Source organism: Chitinimonas prasina (assembly GCF_030160395.1).
GTDB lineage: Bacteria > Pseudomonadota > Gammaproteobacteria > Burkholderiales > Chitinimonadaceae > Chitinimonas > Chitinimonas prasina.
Genome location: NZ_BSOG01000004.1, coordinates 193435 through 211190, shown reverse-complemented (window position 1 = coordinate 211190; position 17756 = coordinate 193435). Strand labels below are relative to the sequence as shown.

Genomic DNA, 17756 nt, shown 5'->3' with positions numbered 1-17756 from the left:
TGCTCCTTCCTGCGTCGCTGTTAGGCCTTGCGCGCCAGTGCGCTGACATCCACGATCAACGCCACCCGGCCATCACCCAGGATGGTGGCGCCCGACATGCCTTTAACCCTGCGGTAGTTGGCTTCCAGATTCTTGACCACCACCTGCTGCTGGCCCAGCAGTTCATCTACCCACAGTGCCATTTGCTGATTGCCTGATTCGATCAGCATAACGATGCCTTCGGTCGGCTCACTGGATTTGGGTGTACAGCCCACCACCTCGTGCAGGGCAATCAGTGGCAGGTAGTCATTGCGTACTTGCACCACCCGTCCCCGGCCGTTGACGGTGCGGCACTGCTCGGCGACGGGTTGTAGCGACTGACGTATGGCATTGAGCGGCAGGATGTAGGTTTCACCGCCACTGCCCACCAGCATGCCGTCCAGAATGGCCAGGGTCAGCGGCAGCCGTATCCGCATGGTGGAGCCGAAGCCAGCCATGGATTCAATCTCGACGCTGCCGCCCATGGACTGGATGTTCTTGCGTACCACGTCCATGCCTACGCCACGGCCCGAAACATCGGTGACCTCGGCGGCAGTGGAAAAGCCTGCTTCGAAGATCAGCATCCAGACATCCTGATCCGTCATGCCTTCGGCCAAGGACAAGCCGTTTTCGCGGGCCTTGGCCAGGATGCGTTCACGGTTCAGGCCGGCGCCATCATCGCGGACCTCGATCACTACATTGCCACCCTGCTGGAAAGCGGCCAGGGTGAGCATGCCGGTCTCTGGCTTGCCGCGGGCAACGCGGGTCTCGGTTGATTCGATGCCATGGTCCAGGCTGTTGCGTACCAGGTGGGTGAGCGGGTCCACCAGCTTTTCTACAAAGCCTTTATCAAGTTCGGTCTGCTCGCCTACCAGACGCAGTTCTACCTTCTTACCCAGCTTGGTGGCCAGATCGCGCACCACGCGGGGGAAGCGGCTGAACACGGTGGACATCGGTATCATGCGGATGGACATCACCGATTCCTGCAGTTCGCGGGTATTGCGCTGCAGTTGGTCTATGCCAGCCAGCAGTCGGGTATGTAGTAAGGGGTCCAGGCCTGAGGCACTCTGTGCCAGCATCGATTGGGTGATGACCAGTTCGCCCACGAAGTTGAGCAACTGATCCACCTTGGTCACATCCACCCGTATGGTGGTGGCCTCGCCCTTGTCGCCAGCACGGCGGTTATGCTGGGCGGACTCTGCCAATTTGCTAGCCTCCCCGGCCTTTGCTGCTGCAGCCTGGGCTTCGGCTTGCTCGGCCAGTCGCGCGGCTTCTGCTTGCTTGACGGCCTCGGCATCGAGATAGCCGTAGTCGACTCCTTCTCTGCCGGAGGGGGCATCTTGGGCGATGCTGGGTAAGGGTTCGAAGAAGCCATAGTCGGTGTCGCCCATGCCGGCAGGGGTATCGGCTTGCGACGGCAGCGGCTCGAAGAATCCGAATGCTTCGGTGGCTTGGGCAGGTGTATCGTCAAAGAAACCGAAGTCCTTGCCTTCGCTGGCAGCGCTGGTAGGGAGCGAGGTGACACTCACTGCGGCAGGTGGTGGGGATCCCGGGGGGGGAATTTGCAGTTCGAACCGGTCAGACGGCAGCACAAACGCCAGTGATTCGCGCAGATCTTCATCGGAATCCAGGCTTCGTATGGCCAATTGCAGCAGCAAGAGATCACCCTCATGCTGACGGGCGAGTTCAGTGACGACACCTAGATTGGCTATTGATGCGAGCAGATCTCTGGTATCGGTGGTGGGGTCCAAGCGTAGGTTCAGACGCCAGTCTTTCGGCGATGTTGCGCGTGTTGAGGTGTATGCGTGCGCCTCTTGGGCGTCTGGTGGTGTCTCGCCAGCGGCGCGCTCCAGCGCTTCCAGCGCGCTTTGAACCGTGGCGATACTTTCCGGATCTGGTGTCGCGCCATCGCGGTGTACCGCTACCATATACGCCAGTACATCACCGGTGCGGAGAAAGACGTCCACCATCTCTGGGGTAATGGCCATGCGCCCCTTGCGGACTCTGTCGAGCAGGTTTTCCAGGATGTGGGTGAGCGCAGCCATGTCATTGAAACCAAAGGTACCAGCTCCCCCTTTGATGGAATGCGCTGCTCGAAATATGGCGTTAAGGTCTTCGCTATCGGGCGCATTCAGGTCCAGCCCCATTAGCAGCGACTCGAAACTGACCAAGTGTTCTTCGGCTTCTTCAAAGAAGGCGCCAAAGAACTTGCTGAGATCGACTTCCATCCTTGCTCCCCAAGGCTGACAGCTTAGGCTGTCAGGCTATCTGCCGGTAGTTGCCTGCAGGCCTTACAGTGACTAGTCGGTACAAGTCCGGTCACGATGCAACACAGGGCCTTGCTGGCTACTCCAGATGCGCTTCAGCCCTATGTTGGGCTGTTGTCATAGTGCTTGGCACGCCGTTGGCACCCTTGCCAGTGGCAGTATCATTTGGTGGTCCTACGGCTACTTGGTGGCAACCAGCCAAGCCTAGCCTATTAGTTTTCTAACCACGTCGACCATGGTCTGCGGGTTGAATGGTTTGACTATCCACCCTGTCGCGCCTGCGGCGCGGCCAGCTTGCTTCATTGCGTCGCTGGATTCGGTGGTTAGCATGAGGATGGGTGTGGTCTTGTAGGAGGGGAGGCTGCGCAGGGCCTTGATCATGCTGAGGCCGTCCATGCCAGGCATGTTCTGGTCGGTGATGATGAGGTTGCAGGGATTGGACTTGGCCTGGTTGAGGCCGACATTGCCGTCGCCTGCTTCAATCACCTCATAGCCAGCATTCTTGAGGGTAAAGCTCACCATCTGGCGGATGGAAGGGGAGTCATCAACAGTCAATATGGTCTTCATGATTTGCTGCTCGCTCCTCGAATACCGAGTGGGGTGGCTCTGCTAGCACACCAGCGGTATGTGGTTGAGATGCGTTGCTACAGCCATGAGCATCTGAAAATCCCGATACTCAGAACAGGTCTACGCCGCCTTGGCTGATGTTGTTTTGTGCTACCGGGTTATGGGCCAAACTAGCCACGGTTTCATCCAATTTGGCCTGACAGCGCGCCAACGCTTCGTTGCCACCACCGGCCTGCAAGGCCCTGCGGCACTCCGCTGCTGCGTCGGCTGCCACCAATAAACCATCGAGCCGCCGCCGCGCATGGACCAGCAGCTGGTTCACCATGTCCTGGAACTGCAGCGCCATGGTGGCATCGGCAATACCACCCTCGGTGGTGCGGGCAATATCGTGAAGTGAGCCAAGTGCCTGGTCCTGATTGTCATGCAGTCTCTTCAGGTCGACCAAGGTATTGTCGACGTTATGGCGCACCCGTTCGGTTTCTGCACCCTGCCGACTGGCCAGTTCTCCGGCAGCAGATTCCATGCTGACGATGCTGGAGCGCACACCGCCCATGTGGTCACGGATGCGTGTACTGAAATCGCGGGTATGCTGTGACAACTTGTGGACTTCCTCTGCCACCACGGCGAAGCCACGGCCTGCTTCGCCTGCGCGGGCGGCCTCTATGCTGGCGTTGAGCGAGAGGAAATGTATCTTCTTGGCGATATCATCCAATCCCGCCAATTGCTCGATCATCTGGTTGACCCGGCCACTCATGGCGATCATTTCGTCAGTCAACTGGGTGGCGGTAGCGCTGTTCTCCGCCATCACTTTGCCCACGGTACTTAGCGTGTCACCTGTTTCGTTGATCAATGCTTCGGCGCCGCTACCCAAACTACCCTGGGCAATATCCTGCTGCTGGCGCGCCGAGACGGCGATGACGGTGAAGCTGCGGGTAAGGCTGGAAATAGCGTCATTCAGCAGGCTTTGCACTTGGCTTACTTCATCACTGGCGGCACGGCTTTGTTGCCTTAGTAGTGTGTCCAGCGATTGGTTCAGGCGTGTATCCACCACCGGAGGTTGCTGCACATCATGTGTGGGGAGTACTTGGCTGCCATAGGCTAGTGGGGTCGGTCGCCAGAGTGCCACAGCCAATGCTGCCAGGGCGGGCAGGGGGAGCAACCATGCAGGAGCGGACAAGACCAGCAGTATGCCGCTCAAAACGAGCGCAACCAGGAAAACCGCAGGACGGAACAAGCTCGCTCCTCTCAAAAACAATTTTTAGGCTGTGTATCAGTGGAAAAGGCAAGCGATGTTTCGATATGCCGTACTCCAGGCAGCCGACACCCTTTTAATTTCGGGCGTATGCTTCTTTATCCGTGGCGTACTGCAGGAATGCAAGGTGACCATGGAACTTTTTTGCAATCTTGCTTTGGGGATGACCTACGCCATAGCAGTGAGCGTGGCGTACACTAGAAATATAAGCACACCCTATATGTTCGGTACCGAATTAAAGGCGGACACCATGTTTGGTTTCAAAAAGAAGGAGCCCTATCTGACCGTGTCTTGCAAAGGACGCAAGCTGGATGGGCAGGCAGTGCTGGCACTGCAGGTGGCGGAGCTGGATTTGCCGGCCATTGTGAAGAGGGCCGATACGGTGGAGGCCTGCAGCCGCGTGTCGTTCGGCAAGATCTATCAGAAACCTGGTACCTTGCTGGATGACAACGATACCGACGATCAAGGCTATACCGCGCGGTTTGACAAGATCACCAAATCCATCGGGGTCAACTTGCGGCAGGGTTATATGCGCCAGACCTTGGTATTTGCGACGCGCGATCCTGATACCGTTTGCGCCGAATTGGGCCTGAGCCTGGAAGTGGAAGGGCCGTCTGAGCCCACCGTGAGCTAGAAGTGGGATTCATGCGCTACGGCTTGCCTTGCATGGCCGGTATATTGAATATTCTTGCCTTGTGGATATTGACTGCTACGCCAGCTATGGCGGCCAGCACGACGGATTGTGCCCGCCCCTGGCGATTGGGTTACACGCTGTTCTGGCTTGATGCGGAAGGAGACCAGCCCGCCCGCCCGGGTTCTGTACGGGGGGTGGATTACGACCTGATCAATGAGCTGGCCCGTCGCGTGGGGTGCTCCACCATACAGATGCAGATGCCGCTTACCCGGGTGCTGAAGCAGGTGGAGAGTGGTGGCGTGGATATCAATGGGCAAAAGGTCTGCACCCCTGAGCGGGGTCGCTACGCTTGGCTTTTGCCCTATCTGCGTGGCAAGAACCACATCCTGTTCAGGCGCGACCAGGGCTTTCCCGCGAAGATGCAGGATGCGCTGGCCGATGATCGTCTACGCATCGGTGTAGTACGCGGTGGCGTCTATGGTGCTGCCTACGACAACCTGCTGTTGTCGTTCCGGGCTCGTGGCAAAGTGGTGGAAGAGCCCGATCTGGATAGCCTTTACAGGGTGTTCAGGCTGGGCCGTGTCGGCGCGATCATCTCGACGCCGCCAACCTATCAGGCCATGCTGGGCCAGCGTTATCTGGATGAACAGGTGATGGTGGTGGATTGGGCGCCCGATGAACCGGTTTACCCGGTCTGCCTGCTGTTGTCGCGCAAGAACTTCAATGCGGAACAGGCTGCCAATGTGGCGGCGGCCCTCAAGACCATGCGCCAGGATGGCACCATACAGCGGATACTGGCGCGCCACCTGGGGGAAAAGGTGGGGGGTAGCCTGTTATTGTCGGCGGATACACCGGCGTTGCTGGATACACCGCGCTGAGGGCGTGGGTGTAATCCTTTGCTCCAGGCAGGCTGGCCAGAGCAAGGCCAGCCTGTATCTCGAGGTACGCTCAATCTAGTTTCAATGCCTCGGCTATGCCAGACCACGGCACATATTTGAAGTTCTGTGGGCCATCAGGCAGGCGCTTATGGCCATCCTGCACCACCAGCATGCCCTCCTGCCAGCCCGTTCCCAGATTGGCTGAGGTGACATCCAGGCCATCGGTTTCGGATGCGGCATCGATGCCACGATCCAGATTGATGCCGACCCGGAAAGCACCCCGGTAGCGATAGGGCGCCTGCGCATCCAACACCACATAGCTGTCATTGCCCTGGCTGGAGACCAGCAGGTAGGTGTGGCGGGGGCCGTGGTACAAGGCCATACCCTCTACATCGGCCTGCAGACGCCGGCCTACCGGCAAGATCAGGCGTGCCTGGCTGGGGGCGTCGGCACGCGCTGAGGTAGTCCATACGCCCTTGTCCTCTTCGCCGAAAAACAACACGCCCTCGGCATCATGGGCGACGCAACCCTCAGGCTGGCTGCCGGTGCGGAACTCACGTAGCAGCTGGCCTTGCAGCTTGCCGTCCTGCATGGTCAGGCGGTAATGCAGGAAGCGGCCATCCTTGTCGTTGACGAACGCTTCCAGCCCGCCACCCTTGGGCTGGTAGAGGCAGACACCGTAGATGTCCTGCTGCCCGGTAGGTATGCGCCCCAGTTCGCTGACCACGCCATCGCTGTCGATGTTGAACACCACCAAGGCCAGATCATCGCGGTGGGTGGCTACCGCGAGATCCAGCGTCTGCGTGCCGAGCTTGACCTGTTGGCGTATGTCCACATTATTGAGGCGGCCTACGGCCAGCAGTTGCTGCTCCTTGCCCTGAAGGTCGTAGACCAGCAATCCTTGCTTCTTATTGGTGCCCAGCACACGGCTGTCGGCACGGTTGGATGGATTGATCCAGATAGCGGGGTCGTCGGCGGCGTCACCGAGCTTGGCTACCGGGTCTGTCTGCGCCAGCGGCAGGACGATGGGTAGCGTGTCTGGCTTGGTGGGGGCTTTGGTTGGCCAACGGCTAAGCTGCCACTGGGCTGTGTGGGCATCACGTACCAGGACGCCCTGCGCCAGGACGCCCTGAGCCAGGATGCCCTGCGCCAGGCTGGCTATGCCATCACGCTCCTGCGCCTGCGGCACGCTGCGGAGGTATTGCCAGGATTGACCAACGTAACGCACCAAGTGTAACGCCATGCCAGCCTGATCGAGTACCGCCACCCCGCCGGGCAGTGCCACCACTTGGCTGGCGCCACCCTTGAGCTTGCCATAAGGCTGTTTCAGTAGTATCGCCTGGCGCTGGAATGGGCGCTCGGCATCGGCTGGGTAGGCCCAGACACCAAAGTCCTCTTCCACCAGCAATAACTGGCGGCTGGCATCATCGACCTGACAGTGGACCACGCCTGGGGGGAGTGACAGATTGCGTACCTTACGGGCTGGGCTTGCCGATAGCAACCATTGTTCCCCCTGGCCTTCTTCGCCGATCAAAAACGCGTGCAGCAGGGCCTGCGGGTCACGATAGAGGCAGAGTGCTTCCACGCTGAAATGCGTAGCCGGCAATGTCGCTAGCCTTTGCAGCTGGCCGGGCCTGGCATCTAGTAGCTGTACTTGCTGGCTGCCGTAGTCGACCACGGCCGCGATATGGCCGCGTGCATCCAGTTGCGTGGATTTAATGGCCAGCCGGCCAATTTCTTGGCCTTGCCCGTCCAGCTGCCGTAATTGATGCTGCTCGCGGGCCAGCCAAAAGCCGCCATCCAGTGCGGCCAGTTGTTCTGCCGGGTGTACGGCGGCGGGCAGGCCGGTGGGTTGGGCCGAAGCGATCAAGCTGGCCAGATAAAGTACCGTAACGATAGTTTTTTTCATCGATTTGTTCTCGCGTCTACGGATCAATTGAGTGTGTACTTCAGGCCGAGCTTGTAGGTGCGGCCATAGGTCTCGAACTGGGCATTGTGGCGGCGCTGACCCATGTAGGCGTAGTAGGGCTCATTGCCCAGGTTCAAAGCCTCGAAGCTCAGCATCATGGCCTTGCCCAGCTTGTAGCTGGCGGAGAAGTCGTACTGGGTCTGGCTTGCTACATAGAGATCGCGGCGGGCGTCCAGTACATCGCTGACCTCCAGCAGATAGGCCGACTTGTAATTGGTGGCCAGGCGCAGGCTGACGGGGCCACTTTCGTAGCCCAGCGTCAGGTTGGCCGTACGGTCTGACTGGCTGGGCAGGGGAATATCACGCGCCACCATCCGGCCCAAGTCTGCATCGTAACGGCTGATGCTGGCGATGGAGTCGGAAAAGGTGGCATTGGCTGACAGCAGCCAGCCCTGGGCGAATGACTGTACGTAGTTCAGTTCCACGCCACGGACGCTGGCCCTGCCGCCGTTGGCAAAGCTGCTCGCCTCGTCAAAGTCTGTCCAGCGGCCGGTACCGGCCAGGTCGGTGCCGTAGATGAAGTTGTCCATGCGCTTGTGGAATACATAGGCCGACAGGGTGCCGGCTGTGCCCAGGCGCTGCTCCAGACCGAGGTCCAGGTTGCGTGATTCCAGCGGCTTGAGGTCGGGGTTGCCAAAGCTGGCTTCATCGCCATCAATGACAAAGCCGGGCGCCATCTGACCGAAGGTGGGGCGCACCACGGAATGCGTCAGCGCCATCCGCAAACTGGTGTGTCGATCCAGATCATGGCGGGCGTGCAGCGCAGGCAGCCAGTGGTGGTATTTGCGCGCTGTGTGGCTGGAGATGAAGCTGCCATTTTCCAGGCCGGTGCCGTCTGCCTTGAGCCGGGTGCCTTCATAGCGCACCCCCGCCAGCCAGCGCCAGTCTCCAGTTTCGAACTGGGCTTGCAGATAGGCGGCGCGAATCTTTTCCGCCAGGCTGAAGTCATTCACGCGGGAGCCTTCTTCATCGGCATAGGCCGTGCGGTCCAGCTTACCTAGCAGGCTATGTATCTTGCTGGCATCAATACGTGGGCCAAAACGGCCCAGCTTCCAGTCTGCTGCACCGTCACTGTAGTGGCTCAGCTGAAGCTGGCTTTCGTTCAGGCCGGCGTCGTCGAGATCCTCGAACAACCAGATGTCTTCGTCGCCGGTTTTTTCGCGATGGCTGGCCTTGCCACCGAACTTGAGCCTGATGTCGGCCTGACCCAGCTGCAGGTTGCGTGCAAGATCAAGGCGGAGGTGGCGTTCACTGTCCTTGAACTGGGTATGTGCCAGCTCGACCTCCTTGAGGCCATAGGCCTGGGCGTCGTACAGGCTGGCAGGCCCCACCAGGGTAGGTTGCTCACCATTGTGGAAGCCGACATCGTCAAAGCTGTCGCTCCCCTCGAATGCGGCACCGGCTATGTGGTCGGGGGTGGTCTCGCTGGCACGGCTGATACCCCCGGCAAGTTTGAGCTGCCATGGCCCAAGCTGCTGCTCGGTACCCAGCGTCAGCGACAGTATCTTCTGGGTTTCCTTGCGTGACTTCAGTTCGCGGGTGGATTCAGCCTCACCCAGCTCGCCAGCATCCTGCGCTTCATCAAACTCGATGACATGCGCCTGCCGCTCTTCGGTGTCGCTATAGCGGCTCAGCAGGGTACGGGCATAGTAGCGCTGGCCGGCAGCGGCTTTGTAATCCAGATTGAAAGCCATTCCCAGTCGCTCGCGCGTGATCAGGTAGTTGCGGTTCTCAAACTCTTCCAGCAGCACCTTGTCGTCGTCAAAGTCCCAGTTGCCGCCGGTTTCGATATTAGCGGAGCCGAACTTGCGTTTTTCCAGGCTTAAACCTGCAGCCAGGCCCAGTTTTCCGTCCAGGTAACGGTCGGCATAGGTCGTGGCGATCTTGGGGCTGGTCTGGCCGGTATGCTGGTCATGGCTGGCTTCTGCCTCGAATGAGCTGAATCGGCCAGGGTAATCGAATGCCGAGACGGTCTTGACCTCCACCGTGCCGCCGATGGAGTTAGCATCCTGATCGGGGGTAAGGGTTTTCTTCACCTCCAGCGAGCGTATGAGGGCGCTGGGTATGACATCCAGCATCACGGCACGACGATCGCTCTCGGGCGAGGGAATCAGCCCGCCATTGATGGTGACGCTGTTGAGATCGGGCCCCAGGCCGCGAACACGGATATATCGGCCCTCGCCCTGGTCGCGCTCCACCGAGACACCAGGTACGCGCTGCAAAGCTTCGGCGGCATTGGTGTCTGGCAGGGCGCCGATGGCATCGGCGTGCACCACGCTGACGATGCTGTCATCTGCTTGCTGTACATCCAGTGCATTCCGGATGCGGGCGGCCTGGCCGGTTACCGTGATGGTTGATACCGGTGCTTCGTCGGCGGCATGCGTACCTTGCATCAGGCTTGCGATGCAGATAGCCATGACGGTACGGCATGGTGTGAGGTGCGACTTCATTGCTTCTCCCTGAGCGATGACGGCGGCTTGCCTGGTTGGCAGACCGCGCTTCGGGGAGGCAAGCTAGGGCGGGTAGATTGCGGTTTCATGACGTTGTCCCCAGCGGGGCGATTGAGGGGGCTTGGGCGGTCTATTTGGCCGTTGCGATGAGCCGGAATGCCCAGGGCAAAACCCAGTCTGGGTAAGGTGGCTGTACGAAAACCGAGGTGCCAGTGCCGGTAGATGAGCTGAATTGCCCCCCAAGGGGTTTGCAATGGTGCTGACATGCGCGAGCCGTAATCTGGCGGTCATCTTGGCAACGACGGTGTACCACCATGCTGCATCTCTATCGTGTTCCGCTGCTTGTGTTTGGGTTGGCCTTGCTAGGCCTGCTGTTGCTCTACCAAGGCCTGGGCGAACTCAAACCAAGGGCTGACTGGCAGTGGATGGATGTCGTGGGTGAAGGCGGTACTGCGTTGATGGCCACGATATGGCTGCTGCAGATATTGAGCAGCAGACCACGGGGCAGGGTAACGGCCTTGCTGGGGCTGGGTTTGGCAGGGGTAGCGCTGGGTGGAGCGGCGGATTGTCTGGACGAATTCTTTCGCCTGCAAGCGGGTGCGAACTGGGACAACTGGCTGGAATCGGTGCTTGGTCCCCTGGGTATGCTGACACTGACGGCAGGGCTGTACTTCTGGCGCCAGGAGCAGTTTTCCCTGAATGAGCAGCTACTCAAGCGCGAGCGGCTGTTTCGTGATCATCGGGCATTTGATCGTATCACCCAGCTGGCCAATGCCGAGTACCTGCAGCAGCAGGTGGCGCTGGAGCGGGCAGCGCGCCCACAAGCGCCTTGCTCGCTGATATTGCTGGATATAGACCGGTTTCACGCGATCAATCGGGCCTATGGGCATGGTGAAGGAGATCGCCTGCTCCAGGCCATCAGCCAATTGTTGTTGCTGAACCTGGGTAACGACGACCTGCTGTGCCGCTATGCCGGCGACCGTTTTGCCATCCTGCTGCCAGGGACGGATCATGCCGCCGCCGGCCGCATCGCCAGCCACCTGCGCAGCGTGGTGGGCCAACTGGCCTGGCATACCCGGCAGCAAGGCATCCGGCTCCATCTAGGTGCCAGAGTGGTCAGCGCCGTGATGGCAGGCGATGTGGCTACGCAACTGGCTGCGCTGAATGCGGAGCTGGAACCCGCCATGCCGCTCCAGGCGCAGGCATCCTGAGCCCATGCTGGCCGATTGCTATAGCCGGGATACACCGCTGCTGCCTGCCATGCATCAGCCAGCCCTGCTGTCGTCGCTGGCGGCGCGGCGCGATATGGCAAGCGATATGCTGCTGCGCGGTACAGGCCTGGACGCGTTGGCCTTGAGCGAGGGGAGGGCAGCGGTCAGCCCCGCGCAGCTATTGGCCATGCTGGCCAATCTGGCCAAACAGGATGGGCAACGCGATGTGGCGTTCGAACTGGGGCAGCAATGGCTGCCTGGTCACTATGGCACTATCAGCCTGGCCTTGTTGCAAGCGCCTAATCTGGCTGAGGCCTTGTCCTTGCTGATAACCCATCAGGATCAGTTATGCCCGCTGCTGGGGCCCAGGTTACAGGTGGAAGGCAAGGAACTGCTGCTGTACTGGACCGACAGTGTGGGGGTGGGGGCCTTGATGCCGTTTCTGGTCGAGCTGCACATGACGGCTGTGAGCGCCCTGTGCCGCTGGCTGGCCGACAGGCCATTGCCCTGGCGCTACTGTTTCAATCGCACGCCACCACGCAATCTGGCGCAGCATCAGGTACATCTGGGTAGCCACCTGCAGTTTGGTTGCCAACTGGACGCCATGGTGCTGGATAGTGATTGGCTGCACCAGCCCTGGCCCCGTAGCAATCCTGCGGCCTATGCCATGCTGCAGCAGCAACTGCTCAGACAGGGCAGGCCGCAGTACAGCCTGGTGCAGGTACTGTACGACCACCTGCGCGCACAGATAGGCAATCCACCGACGCTGGAAGCGGCTGCTACCCTGCTGGCTACCAGCCCGGCGACCCTCAAGCGCCACCTGGCCAAGCATGGCACGCACTTCCAGGCCTTGCTGGACCTGGTGCGGACGCATGAATCACTGCGCCTGATGCAGTACCATGGCTATGGCCAGGAGGAGCTGGCACAGTATTTTGGTTTCCACGATGCCCGCAATTTTCGCCGCTCGTTCAAGCGGTGGACCGGCATGGCGGCGAGCTTGCCCTTTTCGTTGGCTGGTGCTCCCTGGTAGATGGCCGTTTTCGGCGCTTGTGAAAGGGCCGGCATACTGGCGCCTCGCAGCGGATGATGCCTGCGAGGCGCCGGTAAACGCGGTCTAGACCGCCTGGCCGAAGCGCAAGTCACCGTCTACGTAGTCCACCACTACCGTTTGTTTGGCGCTGAAGGCGCCGCCCAGTATGGCCTTGGCCAATGGGTTCTCGATTTCGCTCTGGATGGCGCGCTTCAAGGGGCGTGCGCCATAGACCGGATCGAAACCCGCAGTGGCGATGTGGCGTAGTGCCGCGTCGGTGACAGTCAGGCCCATGTCCATGGCAGCCAGCCTTGCTTGCAGACGCTGCAGCTGGATGCGGGCTATACCGGCGATCTGATCTTCGCCCAGCGCGTGGAACACCACGACTTCGTCTATGCGGTTGAGGAACTCGGGACGGAAATGGCCCTTGACCTCGCCCATCACGGCCAGCTTGACCAACTGGTAGTCGTCGGTGGCCATGGCCTGGATATGCTGCGAGCCCAGGTTGCTGGTCATCACGATCACGGTGTTCTTGAAATCCACGGTACGGCCCTGGCCATCGGTCAGGCGACCATCGTCCAGCACCTGCAGCAGCACGTTGAACACATCAGGGTGGGCTTTTTCCACCTCATCCAGCAGGATGACGCTATAGGGCTTGCGCCGCACGGCTTCAGTCAGGTAGCCACCTTCTTCATAGCCTACATAGCCGGGAGGGGCGCCAATCAAACGGCTGACCGAGTGCTTCTCCATGAACTCGCTCATGTCCACCCGGATGATGTGTTCCTCGGTATCGAACAGGAAGCTGGCCAAGGCCTTGCACAACTCGGTCTTGCCCACGCCGGTCGGGCCCAGGAACAGGAAGCTGCCATAGGGCTTGTTGGGGTCGGCCAGGCCGGAGCGGGAGCGGCGGATGGCGTCTGCCACCAGGGTGACGGCTTCGTTCTGGCCTACCAGGCGCTGGTGCAGGGCCTCTTCCATCTTGAGCAGCTTGTCGCGTTCGCCCGACATCATCTTGCTCACCGGTATGCCGGTGGCGCGGCTAACTACCTCGGCGATCTCCTCGGCGCCTACCTGGGTGCGCAGCAGCTTGTTCTGGGTGGGGCCGCTCTCGGCAGCCTCGGCGACATGCAGCTTGGCCTCCAGCTCGGGCAGCTTGCCATACTGCAGCTCGCTCATCTTCTGCCAGTCGCCACGCCGCCGCGCTTCTTCCATCTGCTGCTTGAGCTGTTCGATTTCTTCGCGGATGGCCTGGGAGCCCAATACCGCAGCCTTCTCGACCTTCCATATCTCTTCCAGGTCGGAGTATTCCTTCTCCAACCGGCCAATTTCTTCTTCAATCAAGCCCAGACGGCGAATGGAGGCCTCGTCCTTCTCGCGGCGGATGGCTTCGCGCTCGATCTTGAGCTGTATGGTGCGCCGCTCCAGCTTGTCCATGACTTCGGGTTTGGAGTCGATCTCCATCTTGATGCGCGAGGCAGCCTCGTCGATCAGGTCTATGGCCTTGTCTGGCAGGAAGCGGTCGGTGATATAGCGATGCGACAGCTCGGCAGCGGCCACGATGGCCGGGTCGGTAATCTCCACGCCGTGGTGTATCTCGTATTTCTCCTGCAGGCCACGCAGGATGGCGATGGTGGCTTCCACGCTAGGTTCATCCACCAGCACTTTCTGGAAGCGCCGTTCCAGTGCGGCATCCTTCTCGATGTATTTGCGGTACTCGTCGAGGGTAGTGGCACCCAGGCAATGCAGTTCGCCACGAGCTAGGGCTGGCTTCAGCATATTGCCAGCATCCATGGCGCCTTCTGCCTTGCCCGCGCCAACTAAGGTGTGGATCTCGTCGATGAAGATGATGGTATTGCCTTCGTCCTTGGCCAATTCATTGAGCACGGCCTTGAGGCGCTCCTCGAATTCACCCCGGTATTTGGCGCCCGCCAGCAAAGAGGCCAGATCGAGAACCAGCAGCTTCTTGTGCTTGAGCGATTCAGGTACTTCGCCATTGATGATGCGCTGGGCAAGACCTTCAACGATGGCGGTCTTGCCCACTCCGGGTTCCCCTATCAGCACCGGGTTGTTCTTGGTACGGCGTTGCAGTACCTGGATGGCGCGGCGTATTTCATCATCACGGCCTATTACCGGGTCCAGCTTGCCCTGGCGAGCTCGCTCGGTCAGATCCAGGGTGTATTTGCTGAGCGCCTCGCGTTTTTGCTCGGCATCGGCACTGTTGACGGCCTCACCACCACGCACGGCATCCACCGCGGCGGTGATGGCCTCCTTCTTGCCGCCGTTATCCTTGAGCAGGCGGCCGGTTTCGCCTTTGTCCTCGGTCAGGGCCAACAGGAACAGATCGGAAGAAATGAACTGGTCGCCACGCTTGGTCGCGGCCTTGTCTGTCAGGTTCAGCAGATTGGCCAATTCTTTCGAAACCGTGATCTCGCCGCCCGTGCCACTTACCTGTGGCAGGCGCTTGATGGCACCTTCCAACCCGGTGCGCAGGGGGTTGATGTTGACACCCGCACGCGCCAGCAAGGAGCCCGCTCCCGATTCGGCGTCGTAAAGCAGGGCCAGCAGGGTGTGCTGGGGCTCGATATAGCCATTGTCGTTGGCCAGGGCCAGGCTCTGGGCGTCCGCCAGGGCTTGCTGGAATTTGGTGGTCAGTTTGTCGTAGCGCATGGTGATGGCTCCCGTTGTTCAATGCTTCCTAGTTGGGGTAAGTCTGCGCTGTTTTCAAGCGGAAGCTGTGTAATCGGGCGATAGGTTTGATCTTGGTCAAAATTGCCGGGAACTTGTGCCGCCGCCTGGCTGACTACCTTGTTAGCGTACCCATGGCAGGCTGGCGAAGCACTCCGCAGCCTGGCAGTACGTCGCCAGGGAAATCGGCGCTCAGAGCCGATACAACAAGCTGCACCACGATGCGCGATGTGTCTTCAGTTACAGGACAGTCGCAGCGGATGTCACTGACCAGCCTTGCTTGGGTGGGCCTGCATGCCGGGCCGCACCGGTAGAGCGAAGCGGAGACCGGTTGGTGGCACTGAATGACACTTGCTGGTAACGGGCATGGCAAGCGTCCAATCGGGGGAGGATAGCCGTGGACTACACCCTGTTTGCCCAGACCGTCCTGCTATTGCAGGACAACCGGCTGGTGGTGATCGGACTTTGCCTGATATCGGCCATTCTGTTGTCGGAGTGGCTGCATCGCCTGCTGTCGCATCTGCCAGCGATTACCGGCTACCTGCTGACGGGCCTGTTGATGGGCCCCTATGTGCTTGGGGTACTGGATGGCGAGAACCTGACTCAGTTGAGCCTGTTCTCGGATATCGCCATCGGCATCTTGTTGTTCGAACTGGGGCGGCATCTGGACTGGCGCTGGCTCAGGGGCGAGCCCCGTCTGGTCATGCTGATCCTGCTGGAAAGTCTGGCGGTATTCTTTGCCGTCTATCTGCTGCTCTGGGGCGTGGGACTACAGCCCCTGGCGGCCGCACTGCTGGCGATCATTGCCATCACTACCTCTCCCTTGATACTGCTGCCGGTATTACGCGAATCGCGTGCTGAAGGCCGTGTCAGCGATTGGGCGCAGGTATTTGCTGCCGCCAATAACATGCTGGCCCTGGTGGCGGCGGTGCTGCTGGTCGCCCTTGCCCATCTGGCACAGACAGGTGGCTGGCAACAGGCGCTGATCGGACCCATGCGTGAACTGTTGGGCGGCTTGGCACTGGGTATGCTGGCAGCCTGGTTGACCTGCCGTTTTCTGCACTGGCTGCGGGCGCATGGCCCACACGATGTGCTACCTACCTTGTTTTTGTTCGGGGCTGTCGTGGCTGTGGTTGGTGCGGCCAAGGCGTTGGTGTTTTCGCCATTATTGGGCGTGCTGGCACTGGGCTTTGGGTGCCGCCATATCAAATCGGGCGAGGCGGTGCTGGGCATGCAGCTCGACCCTTTGCGCAGCCTGTTTGTCTGCGTGCTGTTCGTGCAACTGGGTGCCAGCCTCAATCCCTCGGCCTGGCAAGGCGTGGCGCTATGGACGTTGCTGTTCCTGCTGGTGCGTACGCTGACGAGGGTGGCCATACCGTATCTGCTCGCACCGTTCTGCGGTTTGCGGCATGCCCAAGGTGGCTGCTTGGGCGTTGTGCTGATTCCCATGTCCAGCCTGGGCCTGCTCGCGGTACATGCGTCGGTCACAACGCTGCCAGAGTTGGACACGCAGGCCGCTGGCATTGCCGCGGCGGCCTTGATGGTCATGGAGTTGCTGGGGCCGATTGCCACCCGTTGGGCATTGAAGCAGGTGGGCGAGATAGCGGAGGAGGGGCGCCAACATGTCAAATCATGAGCTGGACGAAATGCTGAGCTTTCACGGCAGCGAGGCGTTGACCATGGGGGTGGAACTGGAGCTACAGATACTCTCGCGGCATGACTACAACCTTACGCGGGGCGCTACCGATCTGCTTGCCCAACTCGCCCGGCAGGATCATCCCGGCAATGTCGTGCCGGAGATTACCGAGGGCATGATAGAGCTCAATTCCTCGGTGCATCATGATTACACCTCGCTGGTGGCCGAGCTGGAGACGCTGCGCGACCATATGGTCGCGGCCGGGGATAGACTGCACCTGGCGCTGGCAGGTGGCGGTACCCACCCGTTCCAGCGCTGGCACGAACAGCGCATCTATCCCAAGGAGCGCTATCTCGCGCTATCGGAAATGTATGGCTACCTGGCCAAACAGTTCACCGTGTTTGGTCAGCATATCCATATCGCCTGTCGTGATGGTGATGAGGCCGTCCGGATGACCCGCCTGGTCTCACGCTATGTGCCTCACTTCATTGCCCTGTCAGCCAGCTCGCCTTACTACCAGGGCGTGGATACCGCTTTTGACAGTGCCAGGTTGTCAGCGGTCAATGCCTTTCCACTCTCCGGCACCATGCCGCCGGTTTACAGCTGGCGAGAGTTCTGTGACTACTTCACCCGCATGGTTGAGTATGGCGTGGTGCAGAGTATGAAGGACTTTTACTGGGACATCAGGCCCAAGCCCAACTACGGCACCATTGAGGTCAGGGTTTGTGATACGCCGCTTGCGCCCCGCCAAGCTGCGCGCCTGGCCGCCTTTGCCCAGGCGCTGGTGGCTTGGTTGCGGCAGGAAACCCGCCGCGCGCCACATCCAGACCTGGGCATGGCCTATAGCTACAACCGCTTCCAGGCGTGCCGCTTTGGGCTCTCTGCCCAGTTCATCGATGTGGCCACACGTAGCCAGCGTGCCTTGCACGAAGATCTGATCGACACCCTGACCAGGCTGATGCCGGTAGCGGCCGACCTGCACAGCGAAGCCGCCATCAGCGAATTGCTGGGGCAGGTATTGCGCATGGACAACGATGCGGCCTGGTTGCGCAGCGTGGCCGGGCGGGAGTGCTCGCTCAGCCATGTGATGCTCAGGCAGGTAGAGCGGTGGGCGGGACGGGAAGCATCGTTAGCCTGATCACTGGACGGGCGCTTTTTG

General features: G+C 60.3%; 12 protein-coding genes. 6 read left to right on the top strand and 6 right to left on the bottom strand.

What is annotated here, in order from left to right:
• Positions 1 to 20: 20 nt before the first annotated feature.
• The 3 genes from QQK16_RS16080 to QQK16_RS16070 all read right to left on the bottom strand — a co-directional run bounded on the left by QQK16_RS16080 (position 21) and on the right by QQK16_RS16070 (position 4029).
• Positions 21 to 2246, bottom strand: coding sequence for a chemotaxis protein CheW (locus QQK16_RS16080; RefSeq protein WP_284197495.1), 2226 nt, complete (start codon positions 2244 to 2246; stop codon positions 21 to 23).
• Positions 2247 to 2489: 243 nt separating this feature from the next.
• Positions 2490 to 2852: a response regulator gene (locus QQK16_RS16075; RefSeq protein WP_284197494.1), complete on the bottom strand. Its 363-nt coding sequence runs from the start codon at positions 2850 to 2852 to the stop codon at positions 2490 to 2492.
• 109 nt (positions 2853 to 2961) lie between these two features.
• A complete protein-coding gene (locus tag QQK16_RS16070) occupies positions 2962 to 4029 on the bottom strand; it encodes a methyl-accepting chemotaxis protein (RefSeq protein ID WP_284197493.1) in 1068 nt (355 codons plus the stop codon).
• Positions 4030 to 4354: 325 nt separating this feature from the next.
• Here QQK16_RS16070 and QQK16_RS16065 point away from each other — a divergent pair, with 325 nt between their 5' ends.
• Positions 4355 to 4738, top strand: a complete 384-nt coding sequence (locus QQK16_RS16065; protein WP_284197492.1) for a hypothetical protein — start codon at positions 4355 to 4357, stop codon at positions 4736 to 4738.
• Positions 4739 to 4749: 11 nt separating this feature from the next.
• Positions 4750 to 5616: a substrate-binding periplasmic protein gene (locus QQK16_RS16060; RefSeq protein WP_284197491.1), complete on the top strand. Its 867-nt coding sequence runs from the start codon at positions 4750 to 4752 to the stop codon at positions 5614 to 5616.
• Positions 5617 to 5686: 70 nt separating this feature from the next.
• Here the strand turns inward: QQK16_RS16060 and QQK16_RS16055 are convergent, their stop codons facing one another.
• Positions 5687 to 7525 carry a phytase gene (locus QQK16_RS16055; RefSeq protein ID WP_284197490.1) on the bottom strand — a complete coding sequence of 613 codons (1839 nt, stop codon included), beginning with the start codon at positions 7523 to 7525 and terminating at the stop codon, positions 5687 to 5689.
• Positions 7526 to 7548: 23 nt separating this feature from the next.
• Positions 7549 to 10035 carry a TonB-dependent receptor gene (locus tag QQK16_RS16050; protein ID WP_284197489.1) on the bottom strand — a complete coding sequence of 829 codons (2487 nt, stop codon included), beginning with the start codon at positions 10033 to 10035 and terminating at the stop codon, positions 7549 to 7551.
• Between the two features lie 314 nt (positions 10036 to 10349).
• Here QQK16_RS16050 and QQK16_RS16045 point away from each other — a divergent pair, with 314 nt between their 5' ends.
• The gene (locus QQK16_RS16045; protein ID WP_284197488.1) at positions 10350 to 11246 is read left to right on the top strand and encodes a GGDEF domain-containing protein; all 897 of its coding nucleotides are present in this window, start codon (positions 10350 to 10352) and stop codon (positions 11244 to 11246) included.
• Positions 11247 to 11250: 4 nt separating this feature from the next.
• Positions 11251 to 12276: an AraC family transcriptional regulator gene (locus QQK16_RS16040; RefSeq protein ID WP_284197487.1), complete on the top strand. Its 1026-nt coding sequence runs from the start codon at positions 11251 to 11253 to the stop codon at positions 12274 to 12276.
• A gap of 84 nt (positions 12277 to 12360) precedes the next feature.
• Here the strand turns inward: QQK16_RS16040 and clpB are convergent, their stop codons facing one another.
• Positions 12361 to 14943, bottom strand: a complete 2583-nt coding sequence (gene clpB, locus QQK16_RS16035; protein ID WP_284197486.1) for an ATP-dependent chaperone ClpB — start codon at positions 14941 to 14943, stop codon at positions 12361 to 12363.
• A gap of 415 nt (positions 14944 to 15358) precedes the next feature.
• On the opposite strand from clpB, the gene QQK16_RS16030 reads away from it, so the two are divergent.
• Entirely contained in the window at positions 15359 to 16597 is a 1239-nt protein-coding gene (locus QQK16_RS16030) for a cation:proton antiporter (protein ID WP_284197485.1), read from the top strand.
• A complete protein-coding gene (locus QQK16_RS16025; protein WP_284197484.1) occupies positions 16584 to 17735 on the top strand; it encodes a YbdK family carboxylate-amine ligase in 1152 nt (383 codons plus the stop codon). Before QQK16_RS16030 ends, QQK16_RS16025 begins: the two co-directional genes overlap by 14 nt.
• Positions 17736 to 17756: the final 21 nt, after the last annotated feature.

What these genes read in the sequence shown, in the direction of transcription:
- QQK16_RS16080 (WP_284197495.1), bottom strand. Translation starts at nt 2,246, where the DNA reads ATGGAAGTCGATCTCAGCAAGTTCTTTGGCGCCTTCTTTGAAGAAGCC.
- QQK16_RS16075 (WP_284197494.1), bottom strand. Translation starts at nt 2,852, where the DNA reads ATGAAGACCATATTGACTGTTGATGACTCCCCTTCCATCCGCCAGATG.
- QQK16_RS16065 (WP_284197492.1), top strand. Translation starts at nt 4,355, where the DNA reads ATGTTTGGTTTCAAAAAGAAGGAGCCCTATCTGACCGTGTCTTGCAAA.
- QQK16_RS16060 (WP_284197491.1), top strand. Translation starts at nt 4,750, where the DNA reads ATGCGCTACGGCTTGCCTTGCATGGCCGGTATATTGAATATTCTTGCC.
- QQK16_RS16055 (WP_284197490.1), bottom strand. Translation starts at nt 7,525, where the DNA reads ATGAAAAAAACTATCGTTACGGTACTTTATCTGGCCAGCTTGATCGCT.
- QQK16_RS16050 (WP_284197489.1), bottom strand. Translation starts at nt 10,035, where the DNA reads ATGAAGTCGCACCTCACACCATGCCGTACCGTCATGGCTATCTGCATC.
- QQK16_RS16045 (WP_284197488.1), top strand. Translation starts at nt 10,350, where the DNA reads ATGCTGCATCTCTATCGTGTTCCGCTGCTTGTGTTTGGGTTGGCCTTG.
- QQK16_RS16040 (WP_284197487.1), top strand. Translation starts at nt 11,251, where the DNA reads ATGCTGGCCGATTGCTATAGCCGGGATACACCGCTGCTGCCTGCCATG.
- clpB (WP_284197486.1), bottom strand. Translation starts at nt 14,943, where the DNA reads ATGCGCTACGACAAACTGACCACCAAATTCCAGCAAGCCCTGGCGGAC.
- QQK16_RS16025 (WP_284197484.1), top strand. Translation starts at nt 16,584, where the DNA reads ATGTCAAATCATGAGCTGGACGAAATGCTGAGCTTTCACGGCAGCGAG.